Below are 15,500 nucleotides of genomic sequence, written 5' to 3'. Positions count from 1 at the left end.
TCCGTTAGGTTGCTGAGCACCGAAACGGTCGCTGTACCGGCCGCCCGTCGTCAGGGAGACGTCCATGTCCGGTGAGGCGCTCAGCCAGGATCCCGCCGCGCTGCGCAGGAGGATCGACAGCAGCAAGGCGCACCCCGCGCGGGTCTACGACGTGTTCCTCGGCGGCAAGGACCACTACCCGGCCGACCGGGAAGCGGCCGCCGCCGCGCTGGCGGCGAATCCGCGCGGCTACCTCGACGTACGGCACAACCGCGACTTCCTGCGCCGCGCGGTGACCGCGCTCGCGGAGCAGGACGGCATCCGGCAGTTCCTGGACATCGGGACCGGGCTGCCGACCGCGCAGAACGTGCACCAGATCGCGCAACGCGTCGCGCCCGAATCACGGGTCGTGTACGTCGACAACGACCCGGTCGTGCTGGCCCACGCGCGGGCGCTGCTCACCAGCGGGCCCGAGGGGCGCACGGACTACATCGACGCCGACCTGCGCGACCCGGGCCGGATCCTCGAACAGGCCGCCAGGACCCTGGACTTCGACCGGCCCGTCGCCCTGTGCCTGGTCGCGGTGCTGCACTTCGTGGCCGACGAGGAGGCGTACCCGCTGGTGCGCGAGCTGCTGGACGCACTGCCCCCGGGCAGCCGGCTGGTGCTCAGCCATCTGACCGAGGACCTCAACCCGGAGAACATCCGCGCGGTGCAACGGACGTACACCGAGCGGGGGTTCACGTTCGTGCTGCGGACCCGGGCCGATGTCGAACGGTTCTTCACGGACAACGGGCTGGCGATCGCCGAGCCGGGTACCGTCCCCGCGCACCGCTGGCGGCCCGACGGCGCCGCCCCCGTGCCGGAGCAGCCCGGGGAGTCCTTCCTCGCCGGGCTCGACGAGATCGAGAAGGTCCGCTACCGCGGCATCGACGACGCCACGGACGCGGACATCAACGTGTACGCGGCGCTCGGCGCGAAGGGCTGAGCCGACGGCGGCCGTCCGTATCGCGGAAAACTTCTTGTAGGCGGCACACACTTGCCTAGGCTGCCGGGCAGCAGGCGTCGCCGCAGCCGAAGGAGCCGTGTCATGACCATCGCCGAGCCGGGGCCCACCGCCCGCTCCGCCGTGCCGCCGCTCGCCGCGCGCGCCCGCGCCGTCGGCGGTTCGCCGGTGCGGGACATCCTCGCCGTCACCGCCCGCCCCGAGGTGATCAACTTCGCCGGAGGGCTGCCGGCGCCGGAGCTGTTCGACGCCGAGGGCATCGCCGCCGCGTTCCGCGCCGTGCTCGCCCGGACGCCCGCACAGGCCCTGCAGTACTCCACGACCGAGGGCGAGCCCGCGCTGCGCGACGCGCTCGCCGCCCGCACGGCCGCCCGGGGCCTGCCGACCGGTCCCGACGACCTGCTCGTCACCACCGGCTCCCAGCAGGCCCTGTCCCTCCTGGCCACGGCGCTGGTCGAACCGGGCGACACCGTCCTGGTCGAGAACCCCTGCTACCTCGCCGCGCTCCAGGCCTTCGGCTTCGCCGGGGCGCGCGTCGTGGCCGTGCCCGGCGACGAGCACGGTCTCGACCCGGCGGCACTGGACGAACTCGTCGCACGCGAGCGGCCGAAGCTGCTCTACACCGTGCCCACCTTCCAGAACCCCACCGGCCGCACCCTGCCCGCCGAGCGGCGGGCCGCCGTCGCCGCCGTCGCCGCCCGGCGCGGACTGTGGATCGTGGAGGACGACCCCTACGGCGAACTGCGCTACGAGGGTGAGCGCGTGCCGTGGATCGCCGCGCACCCCGGAGCCGAGGACCGCACCGTGCTGCTCGGCAGCTTCTCCAAGGTCATGGCCCCCGGGCTGCGGCTGGGCTGGCTGCGCGCGCCCGGACGGCTGCGGCGGGCCTGCGCCGTCGCCAAGCAGGCCGCCGACCTGCACACCCCGACCGTCAACCAGCTGGCCGCGGCCCGCTACCTCGCCGACCAGGACCTCGACGCCCATGTCGCCCGCGTCGCCGGGGTCTACCGCGAGCGCCGCGACGCCATGCTCGCCGGGCTGCCCGACGCGCTGCCCGAGGGCTCGCGGTGGAACCGGCCCGAGGGCGGCATGTTCCTGTGGGCGCGGCTGCCGGAGCCGCACGACACGACGGCCCTGCTGCCGCAGGTGGTGCGGCACGACGTGGCGTACGTCCCCGGCGCCCCCTTCCACGCAGGGCCGCCCGACCGGACGACCCTGCGGCTGTGCTTCGTGACGCAGACACCGGAGGAGATCGAGGAGGGCCTGCGCCGGCTCGCGCGGGGGTTCAGCCCCACCGGGGCGGCCGGCTCCGCCGGCTGACGACGTCCCTCACACCGGGACGGGCTCAGAGCCGCTCGGGCGTGCGGATGCCCAGCAGGGCCATGCCGCGGTGCAGCGTGCGGGCCGTGAGGTCGCACAGGAACAGGCGGTTCTCGATCTGCTCGCCCGTCTCGGCCTTGAGGACCGGGCACTTGTCGTAGAACGTCGTGTAGAGCGACGCCAGCTGGTAGAGGTACGCCGCCAGCTTGTGCGGGGCGTACTCCGCCGCGGCTTCGAAGACCGTGTCGCCGAACGTGTCCAGGTGCAGACCGAGCGCCCGCTCCGCCGGGGCGAGTTCGAGCTCCGGGTGCGCGACCGGCTTCGTCTCGCCGGCCTTGCGCAGGATCGACTGGATCCTGGCGTACGCGTACTGGAGGTAGACGGACGTGTCGCCGTTCAGCGACACCATCTGGTCCAGGTCGAACTTGTAGTCCCGGTTCGGCGACGTCGACAGGTCGGCGTACTTCACGGCGCCGATGCCGACCTGCGCGGCCCGCTCCTGGATCTCGTCCTCGGTGAGGTCCTGCGCCTTCTCCCGTACGACCTCGGCGGCCCGCTGCACCGCCTCGTCCAGCAGGTCCTCCAGCCGTACGGTCTCGCCCTCACGCGTCTTGAACGGCTTGCCGTCCGCGCCGAGCACCGTGCCGTAGCCCATGTTGTGCGCGGTGACGTGCTCGCCCAGCCAGCCGGCCCGGCGGGCCGTCTCGAAGACCATCCTGAAGTGCAGCGACTGGCGTACGTCCACGACGTACAGCAGCGTCGTCGCGTCCAGGTCGAAGACGCGGTTGCGGATCGCCGTCAGGTCGGAGGCCGCGTAGCCGAAGCCGCCGTCCGCCTTCTGCACGATCAGCGGGACCGGCTGGTCGTCCTTGCCGCGGATCTCGTCGAAGAACACCACGAGCGCGCCCTCGGAGCGCACCGCGACACCCATCTCCTCCAGGAGGCGGGCGGTCTCGGGCATGCCCTCGTTGTAGGCGGACTCGCCGACGATCTCCTCGTCGCGGATCTCCATGTCGAGCTTCTCGAAGACGGAGTAGAAGTAGACCTTCGACTCGTCCACGAACTGCTGCCACAGCTCGAGCGTCTCCTTGTCACCGGACTGCAGGGCGACGACCCGCTTGCGGGCCCGCTCCTTGAACTCCTCGTCCGCGTCGAAGAGCGCACGCGACGCCTTGTACACCCGGTTCAGGTTGCTCATCGCCTGCTCGCCGTCGACGTCGGCCGCGGGGGCCAGCTCGCCGGGGTGCTCGAACAGGTACTGGATGAGCATGCCGAACTGGGTGCCCCAGTCCCCGATGTGGTGCCGGCCGATCGTCTTCTCGCCGGTGAAGTCGAGCATGCCGCGCAGGGCGTCCCCGATGACCGCCGACCGCAGGTGACCGACGTGCATCTCCTTGGCCACGTTCGGCTGGGCGTAGTCGACGACCGTGATGCCCGCGTTCTCCTTCAGCGGCACGCCGAGCCGCTCGCCGTCCGCGTAGCGCGCCGCGAGGTTCCCGGTGATCGCCCGGTCGGTGAGGGTCACGTTCAGGAAGCCGGGCCCGGAGACCTCGACGTCGGCGATCAGCTCACCCGACTCGACCCGGGAGACGACCTGCGTGGCCAGCTCGCGCGGGTTGGCCTTCTCCCTCTTGGCCAGGGCCAGGATCCCGTTGGCCTGGAAGTCGGCCCGGTCGCTTCGTCGCAGCAGCGGGTCCGCGGAACCGGCCTGCGGCAGGGCCGCCGACAGGGCCGCCGCGAGGCGCTGGTGGACGGAGTCGCTGAGGGACGTGACCGAGGCCATGGGCGCGGGTGCCGTTCTCCTAGGGGAAATCGATGGACCCGGCCAGTATCCCACGGGGGTAAAGCCGTTTTTCCTGGCGCGAGGTGGTCTGGGAGAATGGGGCGGTCAGCCGTGCGACCGTACCGGCTGCCCGATGCAGAAAGAAGGACGTGCCGATCGTGGCTCAGAGCACCGAGACCACCGACTGGGTCTCCCGTTTCGCGGATGAGGTCATCGAGGAGTCGGAGCGCCGGGCCCCGGGCAAACCCGTCGTCGTCGCGTCCGGGCTGTCGCCGTCCGGCCCCATCCACCTGGGGAACCTGCGCGAGGTCATGACCCCGCACCTCGTCGCGGACGAGATCCGCCGCCGCGGCCACCGGGTGCGCCACCTGATCTCCTGGGACGACTACGACCGCTACCGCAAGGTGCCCGAGGGCATTCCCGGTGTCGACAAGGCGGAGTGGGCCGAGCACATCGGCAAGCCGCTGACGTCCGTGCCCGCGCCCAAGGGGTCGTCGTACCCGAACTGGGCCGAGCACTTCAAGGCCGCGATGATCGAGTCGCTGGCCGAGCTGGGCGTGGAGTTCGACGGCATCAGCCAGACCGAGCAGTACACCTCCGGCGTGTACCGCGAGCAGATCCTGCACGCGATCAGGCACCGCGGCGACATCGACGCCATCCTCGACCAGTACCGCACGAAGAAGGCCCCGGCCAAGAAGCAGCAGGGCCAGAAGCCGGTCGACGAGGCCGAGCTGGAGGCCGCCGAGGGCTCCGGCGCCGCCGCGGAGGACGACGGCAGCTCCGGCTCCGCCGGCTACTTCCCGTACAAGCCGTACTGCGGCAACTGCGAGAAGGACCTCACCACCGTCACGTCCTACGACGACGACTCCACCGAGCTGACCTACGCCTGCACCGCGTGCGGCTTCTCGGAGACGGTCCGGCTCAGCGAGTTCAACCGCGGCAAGCTGGTCTGGAAGGTCGACTGGCCGATGCGCTGGGCCTACGAGGGGGTCGTCTTCGAGCCCTCCGGTGTCGACCACTCCTCACCCGGGTCGTCGTTCCAGGTCGGCGGGCAGATCGTCGGGATCTTCGGCGGCAAGCAGCCGATCGGCCCGATGTACGCCTTCGTCGGCATCTCCGGCATGGCGAAGATGTCGTCGTCCAAGGGCGGGGTGCCCACCCCGGCGGACGCCCTGCGGATCATGGAGCCGCAGCTGCTGCGCTGGCTGTACGCCCGCCGCCGGCCCAACCAGTCCTTCAAGGTCGCCTTCGACCAGGAGATCCAGCGGCTCTACGACGAGTGGGACCGGCTGGACGCCAAGGTCGCCGACGGCAGCGCCCTGCCGGCCGACGTGGCCGCGCACGCGCGCGCCGTGGGCACGGCCGCCGGTGAGCTGCCGCGCACGCCCCGGCCGCTGCCCTACCGGACGCTGGCGTCCGTCGCGGACATCACCGCCGGGCACGAGGACCAGGCGCTGCGCATCCTCAGCGAGCTCGACCCCGAGCAGCCACTGGCCTCGCTGGACGAGGCCCGCCCGCGCTACGACAAGGCCGAGGCGTGGATCAACACGCACGTCCCGGCCGACCAGCGCACCATCGTGCGCGAGGAGCCCGACGCGGAGCTGCTGAAGTCGCTCGACGAGGCGTCCCGGGAGTCCCTGCGGCTGCTGCTCGACGGACTCGCCGAGCACTGGTCGCTCGACGGGCTGACGCACCTCGTCTACGGCGTGCCCAAGGTCCAGGCCGGGTTCTCCGCCGACGCCACGCCCAAGGAGCTGCCGCCGGAGATCAAGACGGCCCAGCGGTCCTTCTTCGCGCTGCTGTACCACCTGCTGGTCGGCCGCGACACCGGCCCGCGCCTGCCCACGCTGCTGCTGGCGGTGGGGCAGGACCGGGTGCGGCGTCTGCTCGGCGAGTAGCGGACACGCACGGCAAGGGGCCCCCGGCGCAGTCGCCGGGGGCCCCTTGCCGTGCGCAACGGACGACCGTCAGGCGATGTGGTCCTCCTCCAGCTCCGTGTTGTAGCGGTGCTGGAAACGGTCCGACAGGGCCTTGAGCGTGCTGGTGCTCAGCGTGACGCCGTAGGTCGTCTGGATGTTCTCGCCGAGCACCGCCGGGGTGGGGAAGCTGCCGTCGATGGACTGGCGGAACACCTTGTAGTACGCCTCCTCGTCCGGCTCGGCGGCCGGCTGGGGCGCGGTGCCGCCGCCCTCGCCCAGCTCGCGGGTGCGGTTCGGGCCGACCGGGATGGGGAAACCGCCCGTCTCCTCCGGGCCCGGCTCCCGCTCGTAGCCGTCCTGCTCGAACGGCTCCCGCTCGTACTGCTCCTGGTACTGCTCGGCCTCCTGCTGCTCCGCGTACCACTGGGCGTACTGCTCGGCCGGGTCGTAGGCGGGGTTGTAGCCGCCCTGGTACTCGACCTCGCGCGGGGCCTGGAACCAGGGGCTCTGGTCGGGCTCCGGCCCGGGCCCGGGGTCCGGGTAGGCGTCCGGAGGGCCGTCCACCGGCCCGGGTCGCCGTCCGCCCCGCTCCGCGCCCTGCTCGACGGCGGCCGGCGCCTGCGGGAGGGGAGCGGCGCCCTGCGGCGCGGGAGCCGGGCCGACCGCACGGCGGGTGGGCGCCGGGTCGGGCGCGTCCAGCGCCTGCTGCTGCGGCGGCGGGGGGATCAGCGCGGGTTCGATGCCCGCCGCCGCGAGACCCGCCGGGGCCGTCTCCGCCAGGGGCACCCCGTACTTCGCCAGCCGCAGCGGCATCAGCGACTCCACCGGGGCCTTGCGCCGCCACGCGCGGCCGAACCGCGAGCGCAACCGCGCCTGGTAGACCAGCCGTTCCTGCTCCAGCTTGATGACCTGGTCGTAGCGCCGCAGCTCCCACAGCTTCATCCGGCGCCACAGCAGGAACGTGGGGACGGGCGACAGCAGCCAGCGCGTCAGGCGCACGCCCTCCATGTGCTTGTCGGCCGTGATGTCGGCGATCCGGCCGATCGCGTGGCGGGCCGCCTCGACCGCGACCACGAACAGCACCGGGATCACCGCGTGCATGCCCACACCGAGCGGATCCGGCCACGCGGCGGCGCCGTTGAACGCGATCGTCGCCGCCGTCAGCAGCCACGCCGTCTGACGCAGCAGCGGGAACGGGATCCTGATCCAGGTGAGCAGCAGATCCAGGGCCAGCAGTACGCAGATGCCCGCGTCGATGCCGATGGGGAAGACGTAGGAGAAGTCCCCGAAGCCCTTCTTGATGGCCAACTCGCGGACGGCCGCGTACGAACCGGCGAAGCCGATGCCGGCGATGATCACGGCGCCGGTCACGACCACACCGATGAGAACGCGGTGCATCCGAGTCAGCTGCAGTGGCGCGGCCACCCGTACCCCTCCCCTTGCGTGTTGTTGCGCGCAACAGGGTGGCACACATGTGCGGGGAACGGGTGGCCGGTTCCTGAGGGGTCTGCGTCAGCTCTTCGCGACGGGCTTCTTGGACGCGGACTTCGACGGGGACTTCGAGGGCGACGCGGACGGGCCCTTCGACGCGGACTTCGAGGGGGACTTCGACGGGGACTTCGAGGGGGCGCCGTTCGCCTTGCCGCCACCACCGCCGTTCGCCTCGGACACCGCCGCCACCGCCTCCTTGGCGGCCTTCTTCGCGTCCTTCAGCAGGTCCTTGCCGCTCGGGGTCTTGTCACCGGCGAGACCCGCCCCGTTGTAGTCCACGGTGACGACGACGTTCTCCACGCGCGTGACGACCGTCTGCTGCCTGAAGGTGCCTTCCTTCTTCTTCAGGTCGTAGTGCACCGCCGTCGCCTGGTCACCCGTCCCGGTCACCGGCTCCGACGCGGTGGCCTTCGCGCCCTCGACCGCCTGCGCGTCCTGCACCTGCTTCGCGTAGTACTCCTGCGCCAGCTTGTCGGCCGAGCCGCGGGCGGCGTCCGACTCGAAGCGCAGCATCGACACGTTCAGCCAGCGGAACTGCGAGCCCTTCACGCCGTTGTTGTCCAGGCTGTCCCAGGAGCAGGAGGCACGCGTCGAAATGTCGTCCGAGTTGCCCTCCTTGCCCGACTTCGCCTTCGGGGCGAGGTCCTCCAGCGTCTTCTTGGAGAGCACCTTGCACGCCTCCGGAAGCCTGCTGTACGCCGCCGCCTGCACGGTCGGCGACGGGCTCGCCGACGCCGATGCCGAAGCCCCCGCCCCGGCGGCCTTGTCCGCGCTGTCGCCGGAGCCGGAGTCCGAGGAGCAGCCGGCGGCGACCAGCATCACGGGGACGGCGGCCGCGCCGGCAAGGACGCGGTTCAGACGCTTCGCTCGCTGGTCTCGCTGTACTCGTCGCTGCATGGTTCCTTCACTCATGACGCTCGTGGTTCCCTGCGGTCGGAACGGGTCCGAATGGTCACGGTACGCGGTGAGGCGAGCGTGTGTTCGTCCTTCGGGTACGCGCGGACCCCGTGTGAGGACACCGCGAAACGGCCTCAGTCACCCAGCGAATCGGCCAGCTGCAGGGCCAGTTTCTGCGCCCTGTCCTGCATTTCCTCGCTGTCCGGAACGACGCCGGCCGTCGCGGGCTGCTCCGCGTACTCGATGGTCACGATGACGTTGGACGTGCGGAACGCCACAGTCACCGTCCGCTGCTCGGCCGTCGAACCGGAGCTGCTCAGCTCGTCGTCGAGGAACGCCTCGTCACCCAGATCCTCCAGCACGCGCGGGCGCAGCTCGGCCGGCGTCGCCGAACCGGCCGCCGACGGCGAGGAGGAGCCGGACGGCGACGGGGAACCGCTCGGGGTGCCGGACGCGCTTCCGGTCGGTGAGCCGGACGCGGACGCGGACTCGGTGGCGACCGGCTCGGGCAGGTGCGCCGACGCCTCCTTCTCCCCGAACAGCCGCTCCGCCTGGTTGTCGTCGCTGACGGCGGTGTCGTAGGACACGACCCGCTCGAAGTCGATCAGCAGGTGGTTCGTGGCGTCCGGGGCGTCCACCTTCCAGCGGCAGCCCACCCGGCGGTCCGTGTCGAACGTGCTCGTCGCGGAGCCCTCGTACGCGCGCTCGCGCTGCTCCCCGTCGCCGATCTGCCGGATGCCGGGCAGGAGTTCGTCCAGCGAGGCCCGGCCGGGCGCGTCACAGGGCTGGGGCAGGGTGCGGTAGCGGCCGGGCTCCGCCGCGGCCGACGCGGTGCCGGTGTCCCCGGGGTTGGAGTCGTCCGTGGTGCCGCCGTCGCCGGAACCGCCGGTGCAGCCCGCCAGCAGCGCCGCGAGGAGCGCGGCGACACCGGACGCGCAGGCCTTCCGTTGCACGTGGTGGCTCCTCTCGAGACGGATATTGCCTTGCCGCCGTGGGGCGGGCGATGGACACAATGTGTATCGCACGCACTGCCGTGAACGCCGGTCCGATTTCCCTTTCGTCGACCTTGGCTCCGGTATTTGCGCTTGAGGACTTCTGTTGGGTTACGGGGGATTGAGGACGCTATGTCGTATGTAGAGATGCCGGGCGCGAAGGTGCCGATCCGGATGTGGACCGACCCGGCGTCGGTCGAGGAGTCGGCGCTCCAGCAGCTCCGCAACGTCGCGACGCTGCCGTGGATCAAGGGCCTGGCCGTCATGCCGGACGTGCACTACGGCAAGGGCGCGACGGTCGGCTCGGTCATCGCCATGCAGGGCGCGGTGTGCCCGGCGGCGGTCGGTGTGGACATCGGCTGTGGCATGTCGGCGGTGCGGACGTCCCTGACGGTGAACGACCTGCCGGGCGACCTGTCCCGGCTGCGCTCGAAGATCGAGCAGGCCATCCCGGTGGGCCGGGGGATGCACGACGACCCGGTCGACCCGGGCCGCTTCCACGGCATGGCGACCGGCGGCTGGGACGACTTCTGGGGGCGGTTCGACGGGGTGGCGGAAGCGGTCAAGTTCCGTCAGGAACGGGCCGGGAAGCAGATGGGGACGCTCGGATCCGGCAACCACTTTGTTGAGGTCTGCACGGATACGACTGGTTCCGTCTGGTTGATGCTGCACTCCGGTTCCCGGAACATCGGCAAGGAACTGGCCGAGCATCACATCGGAGTGGCCCGGAACCTCCCGCACAACCAGGGGCTGGTCGACCGCGACCTCGCCGTCTTCGTGGCGGACACCCCGCAGATGGCGGCGTACCGCAACGACCTGTTCTGGGCGCAGGAGTACGCGAAGCACAACCGCTCGATCATGATGGCGCTCCTGAAGGACGTGGTCCGCAAGGAGTTCAAGAAGGCGAAGCCCGTCTTCGAGCCGGAGATCAGCGCGCACCACAACTACGTGGCCGAGGAGCGCTACGACGGGATGGACCTGCTCGTGACCCGCAAGGGCGCGATCCGGGCCGGCTCCGGCGAGTACGGGATCATCCCGGGCTCCATGGGCACGGGGTCGTACATCGTGAAGGGCCTCGGCAACGCGAAGTCCTTCAACTCGGCCTCGCACGGCGCGGGCCGGCGGATGAGCCGCACCGCGGCCAAGCGCCGGTTCACGACGAAGGACCTGGAGCAGCAGACCCAGGGCGTGGAGTGCCGCAAGGACTCCGGTGTCGTCGACGAGATCCCCGGCGCCTACAAGCCGATCGAGCAGGTCATCGACCAGCAGCGGGACCTGGTCGAGGTCGTGGCCAAGCTCAAGCAGGTGGTCTGCGTGAAGGGCTGAGTCCCGGGGCCCTACGCCTCCCGGTGCACCTTGGTGTTGGAGGCCTGGGCGCGGGGACGCAGGACCAGGAGGTCGACGTTGACGTGGGCGGGGCGGGTGACCGCCCAGGTGATCGTCTCGGCCACGTCGTCGGCGGTGAGGGGCTCGGCGACGCCCTGGTAGACCTTCTCCGCCTTCTCCCGGTCGCCGCCGAAGCGGGTCAGGGCGAACTCCTCCGTCCTGACCATCCCGGGGGCGACCTCGATGACGCGGACCGGCTGCCCGACGATCTCCAGGCGCAGGGTCTCGGCCAGGACGTGCGCGCCGTGCTTGGCGGCGACGTAGCCACCGCCGCCCTCGTAGGTGCCGTGGCCGGCCGTCGAGGACACGACCACGACCGTGCCGTCGCCGCTGTCGATCAGCTTGGGCAGCAGGGCCTGGGTGAGGTTGAGGGTGCCGATGACGTTGGTCTCGTACATCCGGCGCCAGTCGTCCGGGTCGCCGGTGGCGACCGGGTCGGCGCCGAGCGCTCCGCCCGCGTTGTTGACCAGCACGCCGATGGTCTTGAAGGCGGTGGCGAACTCGTCGACGGCGGCCCGGTCGGTGACGTCGAGGGGGTAGGCCGTGGCCTGGTGGCCGGCCTTGCCGATCTCCTCGGCCAGGGCCTCGATGCGGTCCTTGCGGCGGGCGGTCAGGACGACGCGGTAGCCCGCGGCGGCGAGCTGCCGGGCCGTGGCGGCGCCGATGCCGCTGCTCGCACCCGTGACGACGGCGATGCGGGAGGCGGCGGACGGGGCGGCGGTGGCCATGGGTGCTCCTCGGGCGGGGTGCGGGCGGTTCTCGCGTGGGTTCGGGCCGGCGGGCGGACCTGGGGCCAGGATAGGCGGGGCCCCGCGGTGGGCGGCGTGGGTGCTCGGGGGAGGGGAGGGCCGGTCCGGCCGTGCGGAGGCGCGTGCAGGGCGGGGGGTCAGTCGCCCCGGGGGGCGTACATGATCACGGCCATGCCGGCCAGGCAGATCAGCGCGCCCGTGATGTCCCAGCGGTCCGGGCGGTAGCCGTCCGCGACGACGCCCCACAGGATCGAGCCGGCGACGAAGATGCCGCCGTACGCGGCGAGGACGCGGCCGAAGTGGGCGTCGGGCTGGAACGTCGCGACGAAACCGTAGGCGCCGAGGGCGAGGACGCCGCCGGCCGCCCAGAGCCACCCCTTGTGTTCGCGTACGCCCTGCCAGACGAGCCAGGCGCCGCCGATCTCCAGGAGGGCGGCCAGGACGAACAGGGCGGCGGAGCGCAGCACGAACATGGCGGTCAGCTTCGCATGCGGGCGCGGTGCGGCCCGGGTGCGCCCAGTTCGGCCCCGGCGCCCGGGCGGGCACCGGTGCGCCGGGAACAGGCTCCTGCGGGTGGCTGTTCCCCAGGTATAGTTGAACCGTAAACCACCTGGAGGGTGAGCGACCATGCAGTTCGGGATCTTCAGCGTCGGCGACGTCACGCCCGACCCGACCACCGGCCGGACGCCGACCGAGCGCGAGCGCATCAAGGCCATGGTCGCCATCGCGCTGAAGGCCGAGGAGGCCGGGCTCGACGTGTTCGCGACCGGCGAGCACCACAACCCGCCGTTCGTGCCGTCCTCGCCCACCACGATGCTCGGCTACATCGCCGCCCGCACCGAGCGGCTGATCCTCTCCACGGCCACCACCCTCATCACCACCAACGACCCGGTGAAGATCGCCGAGGACTTCGCGATGCTCCAGCACCTGGCCGACGGCCGGGTCGACCTGATGCTGGGCCGCGGCAACACCGCCCCGGTCTACCCCTGGTTCGGCCAGGACATCCGCCAGGGCATCCCGCTCGCCCTGGAGAACTACGCCCTGCTGCACCGGCTGTGGCGCGAGGAGCGCGTCGACTGGGAGGGCAGGTTCCGCACGCCCCTGCAGGGCTTCACCGCCACCCCGCGCCCGCTGGACGGCGTACCGCCGTTCGTCTGGCACGGCTCGATCCGCTCGCCCGAGATCGCCGAGCAGGCCGCGTACTACGGTGACGGCTTCTTCCACAACAACATCTTCTGGCCGGCCGACCACACCCGGCGCATGGTCGAGCTCTACCGGGAGCGTTACGCGCACCACGGGCACGGCACCCCCGAGCAGGCGATCGTCGGCCTCGGCGGGCACGTGTTCATGCGGAGGAACTCCCAGGACGCGGTGCGCGAGTTCCGCCCCTACTTCGACGTCGCGCCGGTGTACGGGCACGGGCCGTCGCTGGAGGACTTCCAGGACCAGACGCCGCTGACGGTGGGCTCCCCGCAGCAGGTGATCGAGAAGACCCTGGCCTTCCGCGACTACGCCGGCGACTACCAGCGCCAGCTGTTCCTGGTGGACCACGCCGGACTGCCGCTGAAGACCGTCCTGGAGCAGATCGACCTGCTCGGCGAGGAGGTCGTGCCGGTGCTGCGCAAGGAGTTCGCCGTCGACCGCCCGGCGGACGTGCCGGACGCCCCGACGCACGCCTCGCGGCTGGCCGCCCCGCGCCGCTGATCGGGCGCCGGCCCCGGGGCCGCAGGGCTGCGGGCCGGGGCGGGCCGGCCCGGTGAGAGGGCAGTAAGAAGGACGCCCCGGCGCAGCCCGTGCCGTCCCCGGGACCGCGTGGCTTGGCACACTGGACGCGTGCCCCACACCGTGCTGCTCGCCGAAGACGACCGCGCCATCCGCAACGCCCTGGAGCGCGCCCTGACCCTGGAGGGATACCAGGTCACGGCGGTCGCCGACGGTGTCGAGGCCCTGGCGCAGGCCCACCGCAGCCGCCCCGACGTCCTCGTCCTGGACGTGATGATGCCCGGCATCGACGGGCTCCAGGTGTGCCGGGTGCTGCGTGCCGAGGGGGACCGGACGCCGGTGCTGATGCTGACCGCCCTCGTGGAGACGGCGGACCGCATCGCCGGACTCGACGCGGGCGCGGACGACTACGTGGTCAAGCCCTTCGACGTCGAGGAGGTCTTCGCCCGGCTGCGCGCCCTGCTGCGCCGCACCAGCCCGGTGGAGGCCGGGGGCGTGGCCGTCCCCGCCGAGGCGCCCCGGCCGGAGCCCGACCGGTTCGTCGAGGCGGCCGGCATCCGCATGGACCCGCAGGCGCGCCGCGCCTGGCGCGGCAGCCGCGAGCTGGAGCTCACCCGCACCGAGTTCGAGCTGCTGGAACTGCTCGTGCGCAACGCGGACATCGTCCTCGACCACTCCACGATCTACGACCGCATCTGGGGCTACGACTTCGGCCCGGGCTCCAAGAACCTCGCCGTCTACGTCGGCTACCTGCGCCGCAAGCTCGACCAGCCGGACGCGCCGCAGCTGATCCACACGGTGCGTGGCGTGGGTTACGTCCTGCGGGAGGACTGAGTGGGCCGCCTCGGCCGGCTGATCGCCGGACGCCGGCCGAAGCTGGTCTCGCTGCGCACCACCCTCGCCGTGTCGTTCGCGGTGGTGACGGCGGCCGTGACCATCCTGATCGGCATCCTGTCCTACAGTGCGGCGGCCCGGCTGGTGCGGGTGGACCAGCAGACGGTGTTCGACGAGGTCGTGCAGGACCTGCGTGACGAGGTCCGCCAGAACCGCATGGCGCCCGGCGACTTCTCCTCCGCCGCGCCGGGGCACGACCTGGTGCGGCCCGCCCGCACGGACGTGCAGGTGCTCGGGCCGGACGGGCGGGTCGTGGACCGGGGCAGCCCGGGCCTGCCGGTCACCGGCACCGACGTGCGGATCGCGGGAGCGAGGACCTCCGGGCAGGTCGCCCAGCACCGGGACGTCGACGTCGGTGACGACGTCTACCGCGTCGCGACGGTCTCCCTGGGCGGCGGGCGGGGCGCGGTGCAGATCGCCCAGGAGTTCAGCGACGTCGAGGATCTGCTGCGGGTGCTCCAGCAGCGGACGCTGCTGCTGGTGGCCGCGGTCGTGGTCGGCGCCGGGCTGTTCGGCTGGTGGCTGGCCCGGCGCATCACCCGCCGTCTCGTCGTGCTCACCGACGCCGCCGAGGACGTCGCCCGCACCCGCCGCCTGGGCGTCCAGGTGCCCGTGGCCGGGAACGACGAGGTGGGCCGGCTGGGCCGGGCCTTCGACCGCATGCTGGGCCGGCTGGCCCAGTCCGAGGAGGACCAGCGCCGGCTGGTGCAGGACGCGGGCCACGAGTTGCGCACCCCGCTCACCTCGCTGCGCACGAACATCTCCCTGCTGCGCCGGATCGACGAACTGCCGCCGCAGGCCCGGGAGGAGCTCGTCGCCGACCTGGGCCAGGAGGCCCGCGAGCTGACCGACCTGGTCAACGAACTGGTCGACCTGGCCGCCGGGCAGTCCGACAGGGAGCCGCCGCAGCGCGTGGACGTCGCCGGTGTCGCCGAGGAGGTGGCCGGGCTCGCCCGGCGCCGCAGTGGCCGGGAGATCGCGCTGCGCACGAGCGGCGACACCACGACCGACGGGCGCCCCGCGATGCTGACCCGGGCGCTGTCCAACCTGGTCGAGAACGCCCTGAAGTTCGACCAGGGCGGCAGGCACCCGGTGGAGATCGTCGTCTCCGGGCCCGCCCGGCCCGGCACGATCCGCGTCGAGGTCCTCGACCGCGGGCCCGGCATCGCCGACCAGGACCTCGACCGCGTCTTCGACCGCTTCTACCGGGCCGCCGACGCCCGCTCCCTGCCGGGCTCGGGACTCGGCCTGTCCATCGTGCGCGAGGTGGCCCTCGCCCACGGCGGTGCGCCGTTCGCGTACCGGCGCAAGGGCGGCGGGACGGCGATCGGCTTCACGGTGGGCGGCGGCACCTGACCGTCC

Annotated in this window: 13 protein-coding genes; 7 read left to right on the top strand and 6 right to left on the bottom strand. The window is 72.2% G+C overall.

Features of this window, described 5'->3' with window-relative positions; translation table 11 throughout:
- Nucleotides 1-64 precede the first annotated feature (64 nt).
- The gene (locus ACZ4M5_RS31695; protein WP_467741980.1) at nt 65-967 is read left to right on the top strand and encodes an SAM-dependent methyltransferase; all 903 of its coding nucleotides are present in this window, start codon (nt 65-67) and stop codon (nt 965-967) included.
- 102 nt (nt 968-1,069) lie between these two features.
- Complete coding sequence (locus ACZ4M5_RS31690) at nt 1,070-2,305, top strand: aminotransferase-like domain-containing protein (RefSeq protein WP_467741976.1); 1,236 nt, start codon at nt 1,070-1,072, stop codon at nt 2,303-2,305.
- A gap of 25 nt (nt 2,306-2,330) precedes the next feature.
- Here the strand turns inward: ACZ4M5_RS31690 and argS are convergent, their stop codons facing one another.
- Entirely contained in the window at nt 2,331-4,088 is a 1,758-nt protein-coding gene (gene argS, locus ACZ4M5_RS31685; RefSeq protein ID WP_467741972.1) for an arginine--tRNA ligase, read from the bottom strand.
- Between the two features lie 149 nt (nt 4,089-4,237).
- Here argS and lysS point away from each other — a divergent pair, with 149 nt between their 5' ends.
- The gene (gene lysS / locus ACZ4M5_RS31680) at nt 4,238-5,986 is read left to right on the top strand and encodes a lysine--tRNA ligase (RefSeq protein ID WP_467741970.1); all 1,749 of its coding nucleotides are present in this window, start codon (nt 4,238-4,240) and stop codon (nt 5,984-5,986) included.
- 69 nt (nt 5,987-6,055) lie between these two features.
- Here lysS and ACZ4M5_RS31675 read toward each other — a convergent pair whose 3' ends face one another.
- The 3 genes from ACZ4M5_RS31675 to ACZ4M5_RS31665 all read right to left on the bottom strand — a co-directional run bounded on the left by ACZ4M5_RS31675 (nt 6,056) and on the right by ACZ4M5_RS31665 (nt 9,348).
- A complete protein-coding gene (locus tag ACZ4M5_RS31675) occupies nt 6,056-7,405 on the bottom strand; it encodes a DUF2637 domain-containing protein (protein ID WP_467741968.1) in 1,350 nt (449 codons plus the stop codon).
- A 114-nt stretch (nt 7,406-7,519) separates the two neighbouring features.
- Nucleotides 7,520-8,410, bottom strand: a complete 891-nt coding sequence (locus ACZ4M5_RS31670; protein ID WP_467741966.1) for a DUF3558 family protein — start codon at nt 8,408-8,410, stop codon at nt 7,520-7,522.
- A gap of 119 nt (nt 8,411-8,529) precedes the next feature.
- Nucleotides 8,530-9,348 (bottom strand): DUF3558 domain-containing protein, encoded by an 819-nt coding sequence (locus ACZ4M5_RS31665; RefSeq protein WP_467741964.1) that lies wholly within the window; start codon nt 9,346-9,348, stop codon nt 8,530-8,532.
- A gap of 171 nt (nt 9,349-9,519) precedes the next feature.
- On the opposite strand from ACZ4M5_RS31665, the gene ACZ4M5_RS31660 reads away from it, so the two are divergent.
- Nucleotides 9,520-10,713 carry an RtcB family protein gene (locus ACZ4M5_RS31660; protein WP_467741962.1) on the top strand — a complete coding sequence of 398 codons (1,194 nt, stop codon included), beginning with the start codon at nt 9,520-9,522 and terminating at the stop codon, nt 10,711-10,713.
- An 11-nt stretch (nt 10,714-10,724) separates the two neighbouring features.
- On the opposite strand, the gene ACZ4M5_RS31655 is transcribed toward ACZ4M5_RS31660, so the two are convergent.
- Together ACZ4M5_RS31655 and ACZ4M5_RS31650 are read right to left on the bottom strand one after the other, a co-directional pair.
- Nucleotides 10,725-11,501, bottom strand: coding sequence for an SDR family NAD(P)-dependent oxidoreductase (locus ACZ4M5_RS31655; protein ID WP_467741960.1), 777 nt, complete (start codon nt 11,499-11,501; stop codon nt 10,725-10,727).
- 158 nt (nt 11,502-11,659) lie between these two features.
- On the bottom strand, nt 11,660-11,995 hold the full coding sequence (locus ACZ4M5_RS31650) for a YnfA family protein (RefSeq protein ID WP_467741958.1): 336 nt from the start codon (nt 11,993-11,995) through the stop codon (nt 11,660-11,662).
- A 154-nt stretch (nt 11,996-12,149) separates the two neighbouring features.
- On the opposite strand from ACZ4M5_RS31650, the gene ACZ4M5_RS31645 reads away from it, so the two are divergent.
- The 3 genes from ACZ4M5_RS31645 (at nt 12,150) to ACZ4M5_RS31635 (ending at nt 15,494) form a co-directional block, all read left to right on the top strand.
- Nucleotides 12,150-13,226, top strand: a complete 1,077-nt coding sequence (locus tag ACZ4M5_RS31645; RefSeq protein ID WP_467741956.1) for an LLM class flavin-dependent oxidoreductase — start codon at nt 12,150-12,152, stop codon at nt 13,224-13,226.
- Nucleotides 13,227-13,355: 129 nt separating this feature from the next.
- Entirely contained in the window at nt 13,356-14,078 is a 723-nt protein-coding gene (locus ACZ4M5_RS31640) for a response regulator transcription factor (protein ID WP_467741954.1), read from the top strand.
- Nucleotides 14,079-15,494, top strand: a complete 1,416-nt coding sequence (locus tag ACZ4M5_RS31635) for a sensor histidine kinase (RefSeq protein ID WP_467741952.1) — start codon at nt 14,079-14,081, stop codon at nt 15,492-15,494.
- The last annotated feature ends 6 nt before the right edge of the window (nt 15,495-15,500 follow it).

The sequence above is a fragment of the Streptomyces sp. NPDC026246 genome (assembly GCF_055567995.1).
This window is presented reverse-complemented; position numbering and strand designations above follow the sequence as displayed.

Bases quoted from the DNA above. Each gene is read 5' to 3' on its own strand.
- ACZ4M5_RS31650 (WP_467741958.1), bottom strand. From the start codon at position 11,995: ATGTTCGTGCTGCGCTCCGCCGCCCTGTTCGTCCTGGCCGCCCTCCTG.
- ACZ4M5_RS31645 (WP_467741956.1), top strand. From the start codon at position 12,150: ATGCAGTTCGGGATCTTCAGCGTCGGCGACGTCACGCCCGACCCGACC.
- ACZ4M5_RS31675 (WP_467741968.1), bottom strand. From the start codon at position 7,405: ATGCACCGCGTTCTCATCGGTGTGGTCGTGACCGGCGCCGTGATCATC.
- argS (WP_467741972.1), bottom strand. From the start codon at position 4,088: ATGGCCTCGGTCACGTCCCTCAGCGACTCCGTCCACCAGCGCCTCGCG.
- ACZ4M5_RS31670 (WP_467741966.1), bottom strand. From the start codon at position 8,410: ATGAGTGAAGGAACCATGCAGCGACGAGTACAGCGAGACCAGCGAGCG.
- ACZ4M5_RS31655 (WP_467741960.1), bottom strand. From the start codon at position 11,501: ATGGCCACCGCCGCCCCGTCCGCCGCCTCCCGCATCGCCGTCGTCACG.
- ACZ4M5_RS31690 (WP_467741976.1), top strand. From the start codon at position 1,070: ATGACCATCGCCGAGCCGGGGCCCACCGCCCGCTCCGCCGTGCCGCCG.
- ACZ4M5_RS31660 (WP_467741962.1), top strand. From the start codon at position 9,520: ATGTCGTATGTAGAGATGCCGGGCGCGAAGGTGCCGATCCGGATGTGG.
- ACZ4M5_RS31695 (WP_467741980.1), top strand. From the start codon at position 65: ATGTCCGGTGAGGCGCTCAGCCAGGATCCCGCCGCGCTGCGCAGGAGG.